Raw genomic sequence first — 20,720 nt, forward strand, 5'->3', positions numbered from 1 at the left:
GTCGCATAATAGCCTCGCTATAATTTGACGAAAAAATGGTATATGGTAGGATATTGTCATCAATATTACAGGAATATTTGAATGTCTATTAAGTTAAAAACCCCAGAACAAATTGAAAAAATGCGTATTGCAGGAAAGCTTGCAGCAGAAGTATTAGAAATGATTGAGCCTTATGTCAAACCAGGCATTAGTACCGGTGAGCTAGATAAAATTTGTTATGATTATATCGTCAATGTCCAAAAAGCAATTCCGGCTAATATTGGCTATAGTGGATATCAACATACCAGTTGTATTTCAATTAATGACGTAGTATGTCACGGCATCCCGAGCTTTGAAAAAAAATTAAAAGACGGGGATATTTTAAACATCGATGTGACTGTCATCAAAGACGGTTATCATGGCGATACCTCTCGCATGTACATTGCTGGCAAACCAACAGTTGCGGGCGAAAAACTTTGCCAAGTCACTCAACAAAGCTTGTATGAAGCAATCAAAATTATTAAACCGGGTATTCGTTTAAGAGAGATCGGTAAAACCATCCAAAAATATGTCGATAAATTTGGTTTTTCATCGGTACGTGAATATTGCGGGCACGGCATTGGCGAAGTCTATCATGATGAGCCGCAAGTACTCCATTATGATGCTGATGACGGCGGTGTTATTTTAAAAGCCGGCATGACATTTACTATCGAACCGATGATAAATACCGGCGACTGGCGAACTCGTACCATGAAAGATGGTTGGACAGTGAAAACAAAAGACCATGGTCTTTCAGCGCAATACGAACACACGATTTTAGTGACCGAAAATGGCGTTGAGGTTTTAACGCTTCGAAAAGACGAAGACTTCCCTAGAATCATAGAACACTAAAAAACAAAAGATTCAATAATTTAACATTGTTGAATCTCCGCTTATTTTATTCTTCTATTATCATCGTAACGTTCACTTGTTGTTAATCTGTCAAACTTCAGATCGAAAACCAACAAGTGACCTCATCAAAACCGACTAACAATTAATAAAGTAAAGTATAGAGTTTACGACGATAAGTTCCGGCTAACGAATTACTGGTACCTAAGGCCGCGAGCAGATCCAGTAAGGTCTTTTTAATGCGCCCTTCCCCTGCATTGAGATCTTTGGTAAGCGGTTTATAGAGCAATTCTAAAGCCTCTTCATGTCGACCAACCTGCATTAATTGTGAGGATAGTTGAATCATTAAATCGATATTATCCGGTTGTTCAGCTAATTGTGCTTGTAGTAACTGCAATTGAGGTGAGTTTGCCGCTTGCTCAAGTAATTCAATCTCAGCTTGTAAACCATGGAAAACCGAATCTTGATCTTGCAATGGTATCGTTGCCAGTACCTCTTTAGCATCAGCCAGTTGCTTTAATTCGATTTGCGCTTTTGCCAACATCAACGCAATATCAGATCGTGGTTTCCCTAAATGGTCAGTAAGATTTTGCCAGGCTTGTTTTAATAAAGGTAATGCTTGTTCATATTTCCCTTCATTATATAAATTTTGTGCTTCAACAAGTTTTAATTCATCTTCATTTGGCAACACTTTAGCTAAAAATTGTTTAATCACTTCTTCAGTCTGTGGACCTTGAAAACCATCAACCGGTTGACCATTTTGAAAAAGATAGACGGTAGGAATAGCACGAAGACCGAATTGGGCAGCTAACATTTGCTGTTCATCACAATTGATACTCGCCAAAATAAATTGACCATGATGCTCATTAGTGAGTTTGGTCAATGTTTGAGTCATTGCCTCGTAATTGGGACTTCTTGCAGACCAGAAATAGAATAGCACTGGCAATCGAGAAGATTGCTCGATGATCTGTTGAATATTTTGTTCATTGACATCAAAAATAAATTGCTGTTGCATATCGTGTCCTATCAATAATATGGTTAGGTATTATTTATTTTGTAAAATTTTATCCATTAATCTATCCGGAAGCAAACGTTTAGCTATTGCTGCCAACTTCGTTACCATGGTGACCCTGTAACGTATTTTCGGTCTAGCATGCTCTAACGCATGTATCAAATAGGGTAAAATGGCTTGCGCTGGTAAGGTAAAGCGTTTAGCTATAGGCGGATTTTTGACAATTTTATCCTTGTCGGTTTGATTAACATTGGCTGAAAAGTCGGTTTTCAATGGCCCGGGTTCAATCAAGCAGACTTTAATATTGGTTTTAGCTAACTCCAATCTTAACACATCAGACCACGCTTCTAACGCATATTTACTGGCTGAATAAGCACCTCGACCGGGGGTGGCGACAACACCGACAATTGAACTGGTTTGAATAATTCGCCCTTCGTTGTGCGCTAACATAGCCGGCAAAAGTAACTGGGTTAATTGATGAACACCAAAAAAGTTTGTCGAAAATTGAGATTCTAACTGTTCACGGCTAATCGTATTTAAGCGCCCATAAACACCAAATCCGGCATTATTAAAAAGTGCATACAATTTACCATTGGTTAAATTTAAAACCTCGTTAGCCGCCTGCGTGACCGATTGCGGATCATCCAGATCCAGTAGCACGGTTTCAAATCCTTGATCAATTAATTTTTGTTGGTCTGATATTTTTCGGCAAGAAGCAATAACACGATAACCCCGTTGCTTTAATGTCAAAGCTGAGATTAGCCCGATACCACTAGAACAACCTGTTATAAAAATTGTGCGCAAAGTTCAACTCCATTAGTTTGATATATTGTCAAGTTTGAAGACTGCAATTATGATAGCATATTTATCCTAATATTATGCCCGTTAGCTAAGAGGAAATTATGAAAATTGCTATCATCGCTGCAATGGAAGAAGAAGTTGCTATCTTAAAAAGTAAAATCACTAATTATCATATCGAACACCATTTAGGTTGCGATTTTCATGTTGGTCAAATAGCCGGATGTGATATTGTATTACTTCAATCGGGAATTGGTAAAGTAGCAGCCGCCTCCGGCACCACACTTTTACTTAATCATTATCAGGCTGAAGCGGTGATTAATACCGGTTCAGCCGGTGGGCTATCTAGCGCATTAAACATTGGTGATATTGTTGTATCGAAAGATGTTTTTTACCATGATGTCGATTTAACTGCTTTTGGTTATCAACCGGGACAAATGTCGGGTTGTCCGGTAACATTCGCCGCCGATTCAAAATATCAAGCGTTAGCAAAATCTTGCATCAAAAAACAGGGCGTTAATGCGGTTGAAGGATCAATTGGTAGTGGTGATGCATTTATCAATGGTAAAGAAAATCTGCAAAGAATCAAACAAACCTTCCCAGATGCAATCGCCGTTGAAATGGAAGCCGCTGCAATTGGCCATGTTTGTTGGTTATTTAAGACCCCATTTGTTGTGGTACGAGCGATTTCAGATAATGGTGACAGTGAATCAGCGGTTGATTTTCAATCATTTTTAAAACTGGCCGCCGCCCACTCCTCAGCGATTGTCGAGTCAATGCTTGCTGAACTGGCGTAAATCAGACTAATTTGGGTGACCAATCAAGAAAAAATCGATTTTATTTTGATAAGCTGTTTTGATAATAATAAAGCTTACCCATTGCCAGTTTCTCGCCCTTGGGTTTAATTACATCAGCAGGTATGACCTGCTGACTTTTAAATACCAAACTTTTCAAATAAAGGTTTACGCCAACCCTGTAATATTTCAGGCTCAGTACTGGTTTTATCCGCTTGCCATTTTACATATTGATTAATCAACCGCCTTGAAAGCAATAAATCCGGATTAAGCCCGGTTTGAGAAGCAATGGCTTGTGCCGCATTTTTCAATTGTTCACAGATATCTTTGTAATTAGGATAACGGTTAACCCGGCAAATTGGTGCAATATCCGGCGTCGGCTGAGCTAAAATATCTAAAATCATCTGACCATACAGGCGTATTTCTTTCCCTTTCATGCCTAATTGACTCAGCTCACTGAGCGATGAAGGTAAAAAACGGGCTATTTTAAATAAGACCTCTTCATGCACCACAAAATTTAGCGCAATATCTTGCTCTTTCGCTATCAGATATCGAAAACGGGCTAATTTATACAATTGCCCTAAATTTTTTCCTTTTAATTGCCAACTATTTTTAATATTGAGATACGCATCATCAGGATTCATTACCTCACACTTACGGCTAATCACCATTTGACACTCTTGATACGCAGCGGATAAATAATGATTGTCCGCTAACAGTGATTTTAATTTATTCATCAATGGCAAAAGATACAGTACATCATTGATAGCATATTGGCATTGTTTATCGGTTAAAGGTCGTTTAAGCCAATCAGTTCGTGTTTCACTTTTATCCAGTTCTACCGCTAAATATTTATTAACTAAACTGGCATAGCCACTACTGAGTGGGTTATCCAAAAACGAAGCGAGAATTTGACTATCAATGATTGGCGTTGGTACGCAACCAAAGTGATGTAAAAACACTTCAATATCTTCAGAACAAGAGTGAAAATACTTTTCAATTTTTGGATTATTTAACACCGCCAAAAAATCTTGCCAGTCAGTTATCGCTATGGGATCAATCAATGCTGCATGCTCGCCATTAAATACTTGTAACAAGCCTAAATGAGGGAAAAACGTACGAGTACGTACAAATTCTGTATCTAATGCTAAAGCTGAACTGTTTTGAATGTTCAAACAAAATTCAGCTAGCTGGTCATTATGGGTAATAAGCTTATAAGACAAATTAAGATTCCTATTGAGACAAGTTTACGGTTTAGTGTTAAAAGTCACATCAATCACCCCAATTTCACCCCGTGTCATTAAGCGAATAGGAGGACTACCAAAACCAAATCCGCTACTAACAATACTGGTAAAATGGTGTATGGTATCTTGATATAAACCATAGGGATTTTTATACATTATATCAACAACTAAATTAATTGGGAAAATTTGCCCGCCATGGGTATGCCCCGATAGCATCAGATCGACACCTAAATTAGCGGCTTTATCAAGATTGCTGGGCTGATGATCAAGTAAGATAATAGGTGTATTGCTATCACTAAACATCATCAAATCAGCAAGTGACGCTCGTTTAGCATGATAACGGTAGGACGAAAGGTCATCACGGCCGATTAATGTTATGCCAACATCATCCAGATAAATAACATCATCTTTTAATACTTTCATATTGGCTTGCTCAAAAGCATCAATAATATCTTGCTCATGATTGTCGGCGTGTTTGGAATGGTAATATTCATGATTACCAAAAATTACAAAAGTACCATATTTCGACTTCAATTGTTGAAACTGTTTAGCAAAACCTCGTTGAGTAAACGGCGCTAAGCGCCTATCTAATGTATCACCGGTGATCACAATAAAATCGGCCTGTTGTTGATTTACCTCTTCCACCATTTGTTCAATTCTTTTCGGTGATGTTAATTCACTTAGATGAATATCGCTTAGATGCACAAAACGTAGATGATCGACATTTGCCGACTTATTAATATTGACATGATAATGCACAATTGTTGGATTAACAGCCATACTATATCCATAAAAACACAACGAAATAACCGCAACCACATAGCAGATTTTAAACCACAGCTTCGGTTTAAACCGCTTTTTACTCGCCAAATAAATGGCATCCGCCAGTAAAATTAATAAACTTGCGCAAATCACGACAGATGCCAGACAATTAAAAAATAGCACTAGGTGTGGAACAGCAAAATTATTCGCTAATCGAGCAATTATCAAAGAGTAAATCGCAATAGCCACCAATGACCAATACATTAATCGATAACAACCGGTTAACTTGATATCAAACCAAAACTGCCACCTTTTTCCTAAATAAAACGTTGCTAAGCCGCTAACAAAAATAGCGATTAAAGGAGTGAAAAGATCTACAAAAGCCATAATAAACCAAACAATTTTTCGCAAAAAAGTGATATGATAACAAAATTAATTTTTCCAGTACCAATAACTTTTATGAGTATCAAAAAAGACCAATTATTCATGGCGCCAATTGAAAAGCTAGGCGATTGGACGTTTGATGAAAAAGTCGCTGAAGTTTTCCCCGATATGGTGCAACGTTCTGTCCCGGGTTATTCAAATATTATTTCAATGATTGGTATGCTTGCAAAGCGATTTGTCCAGCCAAACTCTGTGATTTATGACTTAGGTTGTTCATTAGGTGCCGCTACCCTTTCAATTCGTCGTCATGTTAATCAGCCTAACTGTAAAATTATTGCGGTTGATAACTCTTTACCGATGATTGAACGGTGCAAACGCCACATAGAGTCTTATAAAGCAACAACGCCAGTCGAAGTGATTTGCGATGATATTTGTAATATTGATATGCAAAATGCTTCAATGGTCGTGCTTAATTTCACCTTGCAATTTTTAACGCCTGAAAATCGTCAACAAGTGTTAAATCGCATCTATCAAGCGCTTAATCCTAACGGAATATTAGTCTTATCAGAAAAGTTTAGCTTTACCGATCCCATTATTGATGAGTTGCTATTTAACATGCATCATGATTTTAAACGCGCTAACGGCTATAGCGAGCTGGAAATTAGCCAAAAGCGCAATATGTTAGAAAACGTCATGTTAACTGACAGTATCGAAACACATAAACAACGTTTATCACAAGCCGGATTTGCGCATATTGATACCTGGTTTCAATGTTTCAATTTTGGCTCCATTATTGCCATTAAATAGCCCGCTTTTTTTAGTGTAATTAATAAGGAAAATAGCATGATTGATTTTGGTGATTTTTACCAGATTATTGCAAAAAATAAGCTCAGCCATTGGCTTGAAGTGTTACCGGCACAATTAGCCCATTGGCAAAAACACAATATTGATAATCGTTTTAATCAATGGCTAAATAGCATAAAACATTTACCGACAATCACGCCCTATTACATTGACCTATTACACAGTGTAACGGCCAAAACCGAGCATCCGCTAAGCGCAGGCGAGAAACAACGAATTGAACAACTATTGAAAACCATGATGCCGTGGCGTAAAGGCCCTTTTCATTTGTATGATATTGAGATTGATACTGAATGGCGCTCTGATTGGAAATGGGAACGATTGATTAACCACATTGATTGTCTTGAAGGCAAAACGGTATTAGACGTAGGTTGTAATAGTGGCTATCATTTATGGCGAATGGTCGGAGCAGGCGCAAAACTTGCAGTGGGAATCGATCCTATGGCGCTTTACCTTTGTCAATTTGAAGCAATTCGAAAACTATTAGGTAATGATAAGCGAGCACATCTATTACCATTAGGGATTGAACAGCTTCCAAAACTTAATGCTTTTGATACGGTATTTTCCATGGGCGTTTTATATCATCGCCGTTCACCACTCGATCATCTTTACCAACTAAAAGATCAACTTGTTAACGGTGGACAGTTAATACTTGAAACACTGGTTATCGAAGGTGAATTGCATCAAGCACTAATGCCGGGAGAACGTTATGCACAAATGCGTAATGTCTATTTTATACCGTCTGTACCTACCATGATCAATTGGTTACAAAAATGTGGCTTTAGTGAAGTAAAATTGGTGGATATTTCGCAAACTAGCTTAGATGAGCAACGCAAAACGCCGTGGATGACATCAGATTCATTAGCTGACTTTTTAGATCCTAACGATAGCTCAAAAACGATTGAGGGTTATCCCGCCCCAACTAGAGCTGTATTTGTTGCCAGAAAATAAAACTTAATAAATCAGAGCGAATCAATAAAACATTAACACTGATAGGCATCAAAATTGGATTTAGACCAATATGGTAGGTTATTCAATTTTTGATTGCCAATCAAATGTTACATCCCCTATCATCACAATATTAATTAACCTATTATTGTGTTTAAAAACGCCGCCCAAACACGCTGCTTGATAAGCCGAAAACTTGCCCAAAAATAGTAATGATTGCGCTCCCAAAATCTGATCAATTCTAAATATTTTTGATTGTCAATCACCACCTTTATCCAAAACGTATGATTGAATGGTTTTAACCAATTTCATTTAAGATAATTCACAAACATAATCGCATGAAATATCGCCAGAAAAAGACTGTTTTTTGCCATTTTTTTCTATCTTATTTTTACATAAAGATGTATAATTCTTTACAATTTCTTTTCAAAGTCTATTTACAGGGATTTGTTTTAAAAAACACTTGTAAAGAAGTTTCAGAAATACCATACGTTTCAGTATAAATACAATAATTTTTATCAAATCTATCTATAAGGAATAAGTATACAATGGGGTTACTTCGATCTATTCTTGAATTGCCTTTTTACCTATTACAAAAAGGTTGGGAAATAATACGCTATTTTATTATTTTCTTATTTTACTTAATCAAAGGAATCTTCTGGCTATTTACCCCAATAATTGGTGAGATAAATTGCCATTGGTCTTTACCCAACTGGTTAGCAAAAATAAAAACTTCCTATGATTCAATTGGCATGGCGCTTAATAAAAGAAAGCTGTTGATCGGTTCAACAATTATCGTCACTGCAATTGCGATAATTTCTATCAACTATCTATATCATTGGAATCTAAACCGCCCTAAACCAGTAGAAGCAGCCACCAATGTTAAGAACACTTATACTGTCAGAATAGATCCGCCTACTTTCAAAGATTATCGATTGAAAGTTAACTTTTTGGGATCGTCTCACTCGCCAGCCCCATTAGAACTAATCAATAAAGAAATTACTCAAGGGATTTCTATTTCGCCTAAAATAGAAGGTACTTGGGTATGGGCTAATGACAATACCATAATATTCGAACCGCTCACAAAGTCGTGGCCACTAGGAGAAACATATCAAGTAAACTTAGATGATAAAAAACTGTTAGCCGATAATAATTTTTTAAAAAAAAATTCTGTATACCACACGTTTATTTCACCTGAATTTGACTACAAATTAAATCCAACAGGCAAACTTTTTTACGATCCGACACAAGATTACGCGCTCAAAGTCATCAATTCAATTACCTTTAATTATCCTGTAGATAAACAAACTTTAGAAAAAAACATAAAACTTTCACTTTATGAAATAATTGATGACAAAGATAAAGATGATAAATTTTTAGAAAATATCGATTTTACTCTTGCTTATAATGAAGATAATACTGTTGCCTATATCACTAGTAGTGCGCTTCCAATACTGAAAAATCCTGGTTATCTCAAAATAGAGATAGATAAAGGTGTCACTTCCTCACTTGGTGGTGCTCCGGTTTTCACAACAGTTGCTTCAACTATCAACCTACCGGGTAAATATAATCTTGAAATCATTGACAGTGAACTAGATATTGTTTCAGGCACTAATAATGACCTAAAACAAGTATTAAATATTTCTTTATCTCAAGTAGTCAACGATGAAGAATTAGCTAAAATGATTAAAGTTTGGCAACTACCTGAAGATAACAATAAAAATAATAACGATGAAGAAAAAAAATATGATGATGATGATGATGATGATGATGATTATAATTATAGTTTTGAGAGATATTTTGAACAAAGCTCTATTTACGTCGATGAGAAATTACTCGCACAAGCTAAACCTGTTGAATTAAAACTAAGAAAAGGTGAAGACAATGATAATAAGGTAGTGAGTTTTGACTTACAAGCTGATCAGAAATCTAAGCTTTATATTGTTATCGACCGAAATTTAGTTGCGCAAAATGGTTATATTCTTGGCGAAGAATATAAAAAAGTTTTAACCGTACCAAAATATTCGAAATTTGCTAGCTTTACTTCATCAGGTTCTTTGTTATCGCTTTCTGGTGAGAAGAAAATACTATTGGTTTCTCGAAACATTAAACATTTGAAACTTCAAATTGATCGTGTTATCCCTTCTCAGCTTCATCATTTACCTTCATTTAATAGAGGTTATTCTTTGGAAGATATGGACTTTGGACGTAATTCTAATGACCATTTTGTCGATAGATTTGTATTTACTAAAGAAATAACGGGTCCAGCTCAATCAGTTCAAGAGACCGCCTTCGATCTAACCAGTTACTTAACTAAAAATACCAATGATGTTAAAAATCGAGGCGTCTTTATACTCTCCGTTTATGGTAATGATGGTCTTAATGATGATGGTAAACATCAAAAACCAAATAAAATCAAATATAATTTTATGCAATCACGTCTTATTGTCGTAACAGATTTGGGAATTATTGCCAAGAAATCTCTCGACAACTCTTATGATCTGTTTATCCAGTCAATAAATACAGGGGAACCGGTCAGCAACGCAAAAGTGACTGTCATGGGTATCAACGGTGTGACTATTACGTCACAAGTGACTGATGAAAGCGGACATGTCAAATTTTTACCGTTATCTGAATATGATCAAGGTGTAAAACCAGTTGTATTTATTGTTGAGAAAGATCAAGATTTATCGTTTCTGCCGATTGACAAAAGCTCGACAAATTTAGAATTTTCACGATTTGGGACATATGGTGAAGAAGAAACCGTTGACGGTGGTCAGTTACGCTCACATATCTTTACTGATCGTGGTATTTACCGCCCCGGCGATACTTTACATGTCGGTACCATTGTTAAAGCACAAAAATGGGCTAAATCATTAGCCGGCATAACGTTAGAAGCAGAAATCCATGATGCCAAATCTAATATAGCACTGAAAAAACCAATAGTGCTTGATAATTCAGGTTTTAATGAAATCAGTTATAAAACCAGTTATAGTTCCCCTACCGGTGAATGGTTTATCTATTTATATCTAAAAAATGACAATGAAAAGCAACGAATTTTATTAGGCATTGAATCATTTATTGTTCGTGAATTTGAACCGGATAAAACACAGGTATCACTAAAATTATTACCAGAAATTAAAGCAGGCTGGAGAAAACCTGAAACATTAAAAGCACAAATTACCGCTAAGAATTTGATTGGAACAGATGCAGCTAATCGCCGTGTAACAAATACATTAATTCTTCAGCCGTTTTCCACTCAATTTACAAAATATGAAGATTATTATTTTTATAGTTCTTCTTTAGTTAACGATCAAAGTTTCAAGGTAGAATTAGACGAACAAAATACCGATGAAAATGGTATTGTTAATGTCGATATTTATAAAAATCTCAATAGTTTTAAAGGCAATTACATACTCAAAATGCTAACCGAAGTCTTTGAACCTGATAGTGGGCGAAGTGTCGCTGCAACAGCAACAACATTAGTATCGCCTAATGATTACCTTGTTGGGGTTAAAAAAGACAATTATGATTGGAATTTTTTCAAAGATTCTAAAAATTATTTGGAATTTATTGCTATCAATCCATTACTGGAAAAAATTGATCTCAATGATTTGAAACTCTCAGTTTTTGAAGAGAAAAAAGTTTCTGTTTTGGTTAAGCAACCGTCTAATAACTATCAATATGAATCACGTTCAAAAGTCTCGCTAATATCACAGAAGCCTTTTGCGATCAGCAAAGATAAAACAATTTATCAGTTTGATACGCAAAACCCGGGTAATTTTATTATTGAAATCAGGGATAAGAATGATAATTTACTACACAAAATTCAGTACGAAGTTAAAGGGGATTCAAATTATGAACGTTCATTTTACCGTAATTCAGGGTTAGATCTTAAAATTGATAAAACCAATTATAATCCGGGAGATGAGATAGAAATCGCTATTAAAACCCCATATGTTGGTAGCGGTATAATCACTATCGAGCGGGATAAGGTTTATGCATGGAAATGGTTCCACACTGATACAACTAGCTCAATACAAAAGATCACAATACCGCAAGATATTGTCGGTAATGCTTATATTAATATACAGTTTATTCGAGATCCAAACTCTGAAGAAATATTCCTCAGTCCGCTTAGCTATGGTGTTGTACCATTTAGAATTAGTACTACCCAGTTTGACGATAAACTCACCTTGCAAGTACCAGAAAAAATAAAATCGGGTAATAAACTTCCTATTACCTTGCATAGTAATTCCCCGCAAAAAGCCATTATTTTTGCGGTTGATGAAGGTATCTTACAAATTACAAAATATAGGCTCGTAAATCCTTTAAACAGTTTCTTTGCTAAAAAGCAACTATCTGTTAAAACTTTACAAATTATGAATATGATTTTGCCAGAGTTTAGACACCTAATTTATAGTTCTGCACCAGGGGGAGATAACGGAAATAATATGGAATTTGCCGGTCATCTCAATCCATTTAAACGCAAAGGCGATGAGCCGATAGTTTATTGGTCAGGTATTATTGATGTAAACGGAGATAAAACCGTTGAATATCAAGTTCCTAACTATTTTAACGGTGAGTTAAGAATAATGGCTGTCTCAGTGGGTGAAAACACCATGGGGCGCACGCAAACATCAACAACAGTACATAATGATATTGTGTTGCAACCAAACGCGCCTTATTTTGCAACGCCAAATGATGAATTTGAAGTTAGCCTTAATCTGACAAATTTAATTGAAAATATGGGTGATAAAACTATTCCAATTAGTGTTAATGTCACAACTAGCCCACACCTCTCAATTATCGGTGAAAGCGAAAAAACAATCGAGCTGGCAACCGGTAAAAATGGCGTATTGAATTTTAACTTTAAAGTCAATTCTCAGCTTGGCAATGCTGATCTGCACTTCACTGCCGTAGCTGGTGATATTAAGGTAACAAGAGATATCAGTCTTTCTGTTCGACCGAGTAGCGAATATCGTCTCACCACGATGATGGGACGAATCGATGGTCACAAACAAGAGTTTACTGGCTTTAGGGATATGTACAGTGAATTTAGTAAACGTCAGGCATCGGCATCCTATTCACCATTTGTACTAAGTAAAGGATTGGGGACATATTTGCAAAATTATCCTCACAACTGCTCTGAGCAAATTATTAGTCGTGCTATCCCTGCTTTAGTCGCAAAGATATATGCTGAATTTGATTTAATTTCTCAAGAAGAAAATATTTCTCTATCAGATGTGTTCCAAATTCTGCAATCACGCCAAAATAGTTCAGGTGTTATTGGATTATGGTATCCAACCAATGAAGAGGATCCGTTTGTGACATTATATGCGGTTCACTTTATGCTTGACGCAAAAGATATGGGACAAGCTATTCCACAAAAAATGCTCGATAATGCTAATCACTATCTAGAATATTTAGTAAATCGTGTTGCTTTTGATTTAAATCAAGTACGTTCACGAGCTTACGCTATTTATTTATTGACCCGGCAAAATAAAATAATGACCAACTATCTAGCATCCCTTTTAACCGATTTAAATAGAAAATATGATGCTTCTGAATGGGAAACCGATATTATGGCTATGTATATCGCATCTTCTTACAAGATGCTCAAAATGGATAAACAAGCTGAAGAATTATTAAAACCTGTCTGGAAAAAAATGGAAAAAGCTTATGATAATGCATGGTGGACAAATAACTACTATGATCCATTAGTGGTAGATGCAAGCAAAATTTACCTAATTAACAAGCATTTCTCAGAAAAAGCACAAGATATTCCTGCCCAAGCGTTGGAAAATATGGTGTTAATGCTCAATAAGCAAAAATACACAACGCTATCAGCAGCAATGACAATAATGGCATTAAGCAATTATTCTTCAAATATTGTCAATGCTCAATTAACCAACGATTCACTACAAATTAGTACAGCATCAAGAGGTAGCGATAAACAAAAATTGATTGCCAATTTACAAGGTATACTGGCGAAAGCGAAATTTGCTGCTGAGGATAATACCCTATATGTAAATAACGTTACCGATTTACCTGCATGGTATATGATTTCACAGCAAGGCTATGATAAAAACATTTCAAACGAGCCGATTAAATCCGGACTTGAAATCTATCGTGAATTTACCGATAAAAATGGCAAACCTGTTGAACAAGTCGAACTGGGAGAGACAATTAATGTCACGATCAAAGTTCAAGCCCTATCTCAAGAAGGTGCGACCAACATTGCAGTTGTAGATCTATTGCCTGCCGGCTTTGAAGTGGTACAACAAGCCATGAACTCGGAGCAAAGTGATAATGAGGATGAAAATGGCGATGAGCAAAACGGTTGGCAATCACCGATAGCCATAAAACCCCATGGCTACACTTGGTATCCTGATTATACCGACGTCCGTGAAGATCGAGTCATTATCTATGGTTCTACTGACCAAGGCGCGGTAAAAGAATTCTCTTATCAAATAAAAGCCACCAATGTTGGAACTTATACCATTCCACCTTCATTTGCTGAAGCAATGTATAATCGTGATATTCAAGCGATATCAAAAGCAGGCAACAAAATTAAAGTGGTATCACCACCACAACAATGATTAAACAACTAGACATATCGATTTTAAAACGGGCTTATCGCCCGTTTTTTTTACCGAATATTTAATGGAGAATAAACAAATGATCGCATTAATGATCAACAAATAGCGAAACTATTAACTTCCTCTCAATAAACCCTATGAAAATACAATTACATATCGCCAGCGCATACCTAAAAAAGATCGTAAATTAAGATTTTTAATATCATGTTTTTACGCAAAGTAGTATAATTTATCACTTGTTTTATTAATTATATTTGTTGGTCTTTTCTAATCCTTGTCAAGAAGTTTCAGAAATACCCTACGTTTTAGTAAAAAATAATCATTATAAAGCTTTATTAGATCTGATCTGTCTATAAGCATTAAGGGATAAGTTAAAATGGAATTACTACGATCTATTCTGCAATTACCTTTTTACATTTTGCAAAAAGGTTGGGAAATAATACGCTATTTCATCGTATTTTTATTTTATTTGATTAAAGCTATTTTCTGGCTTTTTAGCCCAATTATTGGTGAAATTAATTGGTCTACACCGAGTTGGTTACCAAAGGCAAAAGCCATTTATAATGCAATTGGTAATGCATTGAATAAAAGAAAATTGTTGATAGGATCGACAATAATTCTTGGAACACTTACTTATATGGGTGCAAACTATGCTTACCATTGGTATTTAAACCGTCCACAACCTATCATACCTGCCCCAATTGTTAAACAAAATTACAGTGTGCGAATTACGCCGCCAAATAGATCTTATGATCAATTAACCCTCTATTTTGTTGGCGATATTCGCTCTCCTGCCCCTTTAGACAAAGTAAATAAAGAAATTACCGAAGGAATAACGATAACACCGCAAATTGAAGGAACGTGGAAATGGAGCGATGATAGAACGATTACTTTCAAGCCTAACGTTGCCTATTGGCCACTTGGCGCTGAGTATAACATTACCTTAGATGACTCTAAATTGTTAGCAGAAAACAGTTATCTACCGGGAGATTTACCCGGCATCACTTTCACCACACCTTCTTTCAATTACAGTTTAGGCTATCAAGGTAAACTCTACTCAGATCCGACTCAAGACAATGTGAGAAATGTTTTATATACAGTATATTTTTCCCACACAGTAGATAAGCCCACTTTTGAAAAAAACATAAAGCTTGCAATGTACGAAGATGGAGTAGATTATCACCAAGACAAATTTCTCAATAATATCGATTTTACTATCGCTTACGAACAAGATGACACCATTGCCCATATCAAAAGTAGCCCTGTCCCATTTTTAGAAAAACCGGGGTATGCGAAACTAACCATTATGGAAGGTGTAAGTTCCACTATGGGTGGCAAACCAGTTGAATCAATTGCCAATTCAAAAGTTGCCATTCCGGACAAATATAATCTTGGTATTATTAATGCTGATGTGAAACTTGTTGAAGAAAGCAATGAAAAGATACAACAAGTATTAATTGTCTCTTTAACACATCCGGTAAAATCGGAAGATCTCACTAAGGTGGTTAAAGTTTGGCAATTAAGTGAAAGCACAAGCAACTACGAACATCACTACTATTACGATGAAATAACACGTAGAAACCAAAGTATCTTTAAGGTACCAGAAAAAGAGCTAGAAAAAGCTAAACCGATTGAGATAAAACCAATCGCAACTGAACACGCTTATCAAACTGTACTGAGTTTCAAAATAGATGCAGATCAAAAATCAAAACTTTATATCGAAGTTAACCAACCTTTATCTGCTCAAAATGGTTATTTCTTAAAAAATAGTTATCGGCATATATTAACCGTTCCAGAATATCCAAAACTTGTCGATTTTGCCGCATCAGGATCGTTATTATCACTATCGGGTGAGAAAAAAATAGCACTCGTCTCCCGTAACTTTAGTAATTTAAGACTTGAAATCGATCGGGTTATCCCTTCTCAATTACAACATTTAATCTCATTTAACCAATCTTACGACTTTGAAGATATGGATTTTGGCGAAATGGATAATGATCACTTTGTTGAAAAATATACAGTCAGGAAAGAGGTAAAAGGCTCCCTTCAAGCCATTACACAAACAGAAGTTGATCTTTCTAAATATTTAACAGCCAATAATAAAGATAGGAAAAATCGAGGGGTATTTTTACTTAGAGCCTATGGCGATGATTATGATGGCGACCGTTTTATGAGTTCACGCTTTATGGTAGTGACCGACCTGGGAATTATTGCCAAAAAGTCGCTCGACAAATCTTATGACCTGTTTATCCAATCAATTGCAAGTGGTGCTCCGGTTAGTAATGCTAAAGTAACGGTTATGGGAATGAATGGCGTTGCCATTATTTCCAAAAAGACCGATCACACTGGACATGTTAAATTCTCAGCATTGTCAGAATACTATCGAGGTATTAAACCACTGTTATTTGTGGTTGAAAAAGATAGAGATTTATCTTTCTTACCTATCTCCAGCTATGATCGTGATCTTAACTTATCACGATTTGATATAGGTGGTATTGTTGAGACAATCAAAGGTGGTGAATTACGTTCCCATATCTTCTCAGATCGCGGCGTTTACCGTCCGGGTGACACGTTTCATATTGGAACCATTGTCAGAGCACAAAACTGGGCTAATTCATTGACTGGCATAACATTGGAAGCAGAAATTTATGATGCTCAATCTAATTTGGTATTAAAAAAACCCATTGTCCTTGATAAATCAGGATTCAATGAATTAAGTTATAAAACCAACTACAGCTCCCCAACGGGTGATTGGTATATCTATTTATATCTTAAAGACGATAACGAAGATGAACGAATCTTATTAGGCACAAGTTCGATTGTGATTCGTGAGTTTGAACCGGATAAAACGACCGTCTCGTTAAAATTATTACCGGACATTAAACAAGGTTGGGTGAAACCCGAACAGTTACAAGCTGAAATTACCGCTAAAAATTTAATCGGTACTGATGCCGCTGATCGCCGTGTAACAAATAGTGTAATCCTTGAACCTTCTTACCCGCACTTCAAAAAGTATGAAGATTATAGCTTTTATGAATCGATTTCAGCGCATCGAAAAAGCTTCAAAGTCGAATTAGATGAAGAAGAAACCGATGAAAATGGCCAAGTTAAAATCGACCTTCATAAAAATATGGAAAGCTTTGAAGGCAATTACATGCTTAAAATGCTAACCGAAGTATTTGAGCCGGATAGTGGCCGAAGTGTAGCTGCAACTGCAACAACATTTGTATCACCTAGTGATTATATTGTCGGTGCTAAATCTGACGGCAATTTATCTTACATTAATAAAGATTCAGATCGTTATTTAGATATTATTGCTATCAACCCAATTCTTGAAAAAATTGAACTGAGTGATTTAACACTGTCTGTCACCGAACAAAAATATGTTTCAATTTTGGTTAAGCAACCGTCAAATACTTATCAATTTGAGTCACGTTTGAAAGAGTCAGTTATCTCAGAGCAACCTTTTGCGATTAACAAAGATAAAACAATTTATCAATTAGATACGCAAAATCCGGGTAATTATATTATTCAAATTATGGATAAAGATAATCAGCTATTGTATAAAACTCGTTACACCGTTGTAGGTAATTCAAATGTGACACGTCAATTAGACCGCAATGCAGAGTTAGAACTTAAGATCAATAAAACCCAGTTTAATCCGGGCGATGAAATTGAGATCGCAATCAACGCGCCATATGTCGGTAGCGGTATTATCACTATCGAGCGGGATAAAGTTTATGCATGGAAATGGTTCCATACTAATACAACCAGTTCCGTCCAAAAAATCAAACTGCCTAAAAATATGAGTGGTAATGGCTACATTAATGTTCAATTTATTCGTGATCCAAATTCCGATGAAATATTTATGAGCCCGTTAAGCTACGGTGTTATACCATTTAAAATTACCAACAATCAGTTTGACGATAAATTGTCGCTACAAGCACCAGCAAAAATAAAATCGGGTGACAAACTCCCAATTACTTTGCATACCAACAGCCCGCAAAAAGTGGTGATTTTTGCGGTAGATGAAGGGATCTTACAAGTTTCGAATTATAAACTTAAAGATCCGTTAAACAGCTTTTTACGTAAAAAGGCGCTCTCAGTACGAACGTCACAAATTTTAGATCAGATATTGCCGGAGTTTCGTCATTTAATCACCCATTCAGCACCGGGAGGCGACGGCGATAATGATGATGTGCTATCCGGTCATCTTAATCCATTTAAACGTAAAATAGATGAACCTGTCGCTTATTGGTCGGGTATTATTGATGTTAACGGTAATAAAACCGTTGAATATCAAGTGCCTAATTATTTTAATGGGAAAATTCGAATCATGGCCGTTTCGGTAGGCGAGAAAACCATGGGTCATACCCAAATGTCAACCACGGTAAGTAATGATATTGTATTACAACCTAATGCCCCCTACTTTGCCGCACCAAATGATGAATTTGAAGTGGCGCTTAATGTGACTAATTTGATTGAAAATGCTGACGATAAAGCTAACGCAATTAATATCGATGTCACAACAACCCCACACCTTTCAATTATCGGTGAGAGCAAAAAAACGATTGAGCTGGCTAATGGCAAAAATGGAGTACTGAAGTTTAAGTTTAAAGCCAACACTCAATTTGGCAGCGCTGATCTGCATTTCTCCGCGACCGCAGGTAAAATTAAAGTAGAGCATGACGTAAGTCTTTCTGTTCGCCCACTTACTGAATATCGCTTAACCACCATGATGGGACGAATGGATGGACATAAACAAACCTTTACTGATTTAAGGGATATGTTTAATAGTTATAGTAAACGTGATGCATTGGTCTCTTTCTCGCCATTTGTGCTGAGCAAAGGTTTAGCGACCTATTTGCAGGACTATCCACACTACTGTTCAGAGCAAATTCTAAGTCGGGCGATTCCTGTTTTAGTTGGCGGCAGCTATCGTGAATTTAATTTAGCAGCCAAAGAAGGCATTACCCCTTTATCGGAATTGTTCCAAATTTTGCAATCACGTCAAAATAGTGAAGGCGCTATTGGATTATGGTATTCAACTTATAATGTTGATCCGTTTATTACATTATATGCGGTTAACTTTATGCTTGAAGCAAAAGATATGGGGCAAGCTGTTCCACAAAAAATGCTCGATAATGCCAATAAATATTTGGAAAAATTAGCTACATCTTATAAGAAAGATTTCTATAATTTACGGTTACGTGCTTATGCCAGTTATTTATTAACTCGACAAGATAGGATAACGACCAGCTATTTAGCATCCATTTTACAAGATCTCAATAATAACTATAATTCATCAGCATGGGAAACTGATATTATCGCTATGTACATTGCATCTTCTTACAAGATGCTCAAAATGGACAAAGAGGCAGATAAAATCTTAAAACCAATTTGGCAAGAAATGTCAAAAGCTTATAACAAAGCTTGGTGGACGCATAACTATTATGATCCATTAGTCATCAATGCCAGCAACATCCACTTTATCAGTAAACATTTCCCTGAAAAAGTGAAAGACATCCCTGCTCAAGCGTTGGAAAACATGGTTTTAATGCTCAATAAGCAAAAATACACAACCCAATCGGCGGCAATGACAATATTAGCCTTAAGCAGTTATTCATCAAGTATCGCCAATGCGCAATTAAAGCCTGATTCACTCCAGATTAGTGCGACATCAAAAGATACCGATAAACAAAGAATCATTGCTAATTTGAAAGGCATTTTAACCAAAGGACAATTTAGCGAAGCGGATAAAACCTTGAATGTGAAAAACAGTACCGATTACCCTGCATGGTATATGATTTCACAACAAGGTTATGATAAAAATATTCCAAGCGAGCCGATTAAGTCCGGGCTTGAAATCTATCGAGAATACACCGACCAAAATGGTGCGCCGATTGAGCAAGTCAAACTGGGAGATAAAATCAATGTAACGGTCAAAGTACGTGCCATAGCTGATCAAGGTGCGACCAATATTGCCATTGTTGATTTACTACCAGCCGGATTTGAAGTCGTACAACAAGCGATTAATCCGGAGCAAAAGGATGCTGACGAGGATGAAAATGAGTACGATGATCAATACGCCGAGGATGAAGGCTACGATTACAGTTGGCGATCACCGATAGCGTTAAAAACTGGTGGAAACACATGGTATCCTGAATATACTGATGTCCGTGAAGATCGGGTCATTATTTATGGCTCTACCTACAACAATAAGATTCAAGCATTCACTTATCAAATAAAAGCCACAAATATAGGTAGTTACCACGTTCCGCCTGCATTTGGTGAAGCAATGTATGATCGTGATATTCATGCGGTTTCTAAAGGTGGAAGCAAAATCATGGTTGTGCCACAACAATAATCATTTATCTTAATTGTTGGGTAATACAGTTTAAACGGGCTTATCGCCCGTTTTTTTATTTTAATTGCCGATATTCATCGC

At 36.3% G+C, this 20,720-nt stretch carries 10 protein-coding genes; 6 read left to right on the plus strand and 4 right to left on the minus strand.

Annotated features, from left to right (window positions below; translation table 11 throughout):
- Positions 1 to 81: 81 nt before the first annotated feature.
- Complete coding sequence (gene map, locus J3U42_RS08695) at positions 82 to 870, plus strand: type I methionyl aminopeptidase (RefSeq protein ID WP_267336218.1); 789 nt, start codon at positions 82 to 84, stop codon at positions 868 to 870.
- Between the two features lie 142 nt (positions 871 to 1,012).
- On the opposite strand, the gene J3U42_RS08700 is transcribed toward map, so the two are convergent.
- Positions 1,013 to 1,882, minus strand: a complete 870-nt coding sequence (locus J3U42_RS08700) for a co-chaperone YbbN (protein ID WP_220219562.1) — start codon at positions 1,880 to 1,882, stop codon at positions 1,013 to 1,015.
- 30 nt (positions 1,883 to 1,912) lie between these two features.
- Positions 1,913 to 2,683, minus strand: a complete 771-nt coding sequence (locus tag J3U42_RS08705; protein ID WP_267336219.1) for an SDR family oxidoreductase — start codon at positions 2,681 to 2,683, stop codon at positions 1,913 to 1,915.
- A 98-nt stretch (positions 2,684 to 2,781) separates the two neighbouring features.
- On the opposite strand from J3U42_RS08705, the gene mtnN reads away from it, so the two are divergent.
- The gene (gene mtnN, locus J3U42_RS08710) at positions 2,782 to 3,474 is read left to right on the plus strand and encodes a 5'-methylthioadenosine/S-adenosylhomocysteine nucleosidase (RefSeq protein WP_220219560.1); all 693 of its coding nucleotides are present in this window, start codon (positions 2,782 to 2,784) and stop codon (positions 3,472 to 3,474) included.
- A 137-nt stretch (positions 3,475 to 3,611) separates the two neighbouring features.
- Here mtnN and rnd read toward each other — a convergent pair whose 3' ends face one another.
- Positions 3,612 to 4,694, minus strand: coding sequence for a ribonuclease D (gene rnd / locus J3U42_RS08715; protein WP_267336220.1), 1,083 nt, complete (start codon positions 4,692 to 4,694; stop codon positions 3,612 to 3,614).
- A gap of 24 nt (positions 4,695 to 4,718) precedes the next feature.
- Complete coding sequence (locus J3U42_RS08720; RefSeq protein ID WP_267336221.1) at positions 4,719 to 5,864, minus strand: metallophosphoesterase; 1,146 nt, start codon at positions 5,862 to 5,864, stop codon at positions 4,719 to 4,721.
- Positions 5,865 to 5,936: 72 nt separating this feature from the next.
- On the opposite strand from J3U42_RS08720, the gene cmoA reads away from it, so the two are divergent.
- The 4 genes from cmoA (at position 5,937) to J3U42_RS08740 (ending at position 20,639) form a co-directional block, all read left to right on the plus strand.
- Positions 5,937 to 6,668, plus strand: a complete 732-nt coding sequence (cmoA, locus tag J3U42_RS08725) for a carboxy-S-adenosyl-L-methionine synthase CmoA (protein ID WP_267336222.1) — start codon at positions 5,937 to 5,939, stop codon at positions 6,666 to 6,668.
- A 36-nt stretch (positions 6,669 to 6,704) separates the two neighbouring features.
- Positions 6,705 to 7,673, plus strand: coding sequence for a tRNA 5-methoxyuridine(34)/uridine 5-oxyacetic acid(34) synthase CmoB (gene cmoB, locus J3U42_RS08730; protein ID WP_267336223.1), 969 nt, complete (start codon positions 6,705 to 6,707; stop codon positions 7,671 to 7,673).
- A gap of 545 nt (positions 7,674 to 8,218) precedes the next feature.
- Positions 8,219 to 14,272 (plus strand): alpha-2-macroglobulin family protein, encoded by a 6,054-nt coding sequence (locus tag J3U42_RS08735; RefSeq protein WP_267336224.1) that lies wholly within the window; start codon positions 8,219 to 8,221, stop codon positions 14,270 to 14,272.
- Positions 14,273 to 14,648: 376 nt separating this feature from the next.
- A complete protein-coding gene (locus tag J3U42_RS08740; protein ID WP_267336225.1) occupies positions 14,649 to 20,639 on the plus strand; it encodes an alpha-2-macroglobulin family protein in 5,991 nt (1,996 codons plus the stop codon).
- Positions 20,640 to 20,720 lie beyond the last annotated feature (81 nt).

It is taken from the genome of Gilliamella sp. B2923 (assembly GCF_026536565.1).
Taxonomy (GTDB): Bacteria; Pseudomonadota; Gammaproteobacteria; order Enterobacterales; family Orbaceae; genus Gilliamella.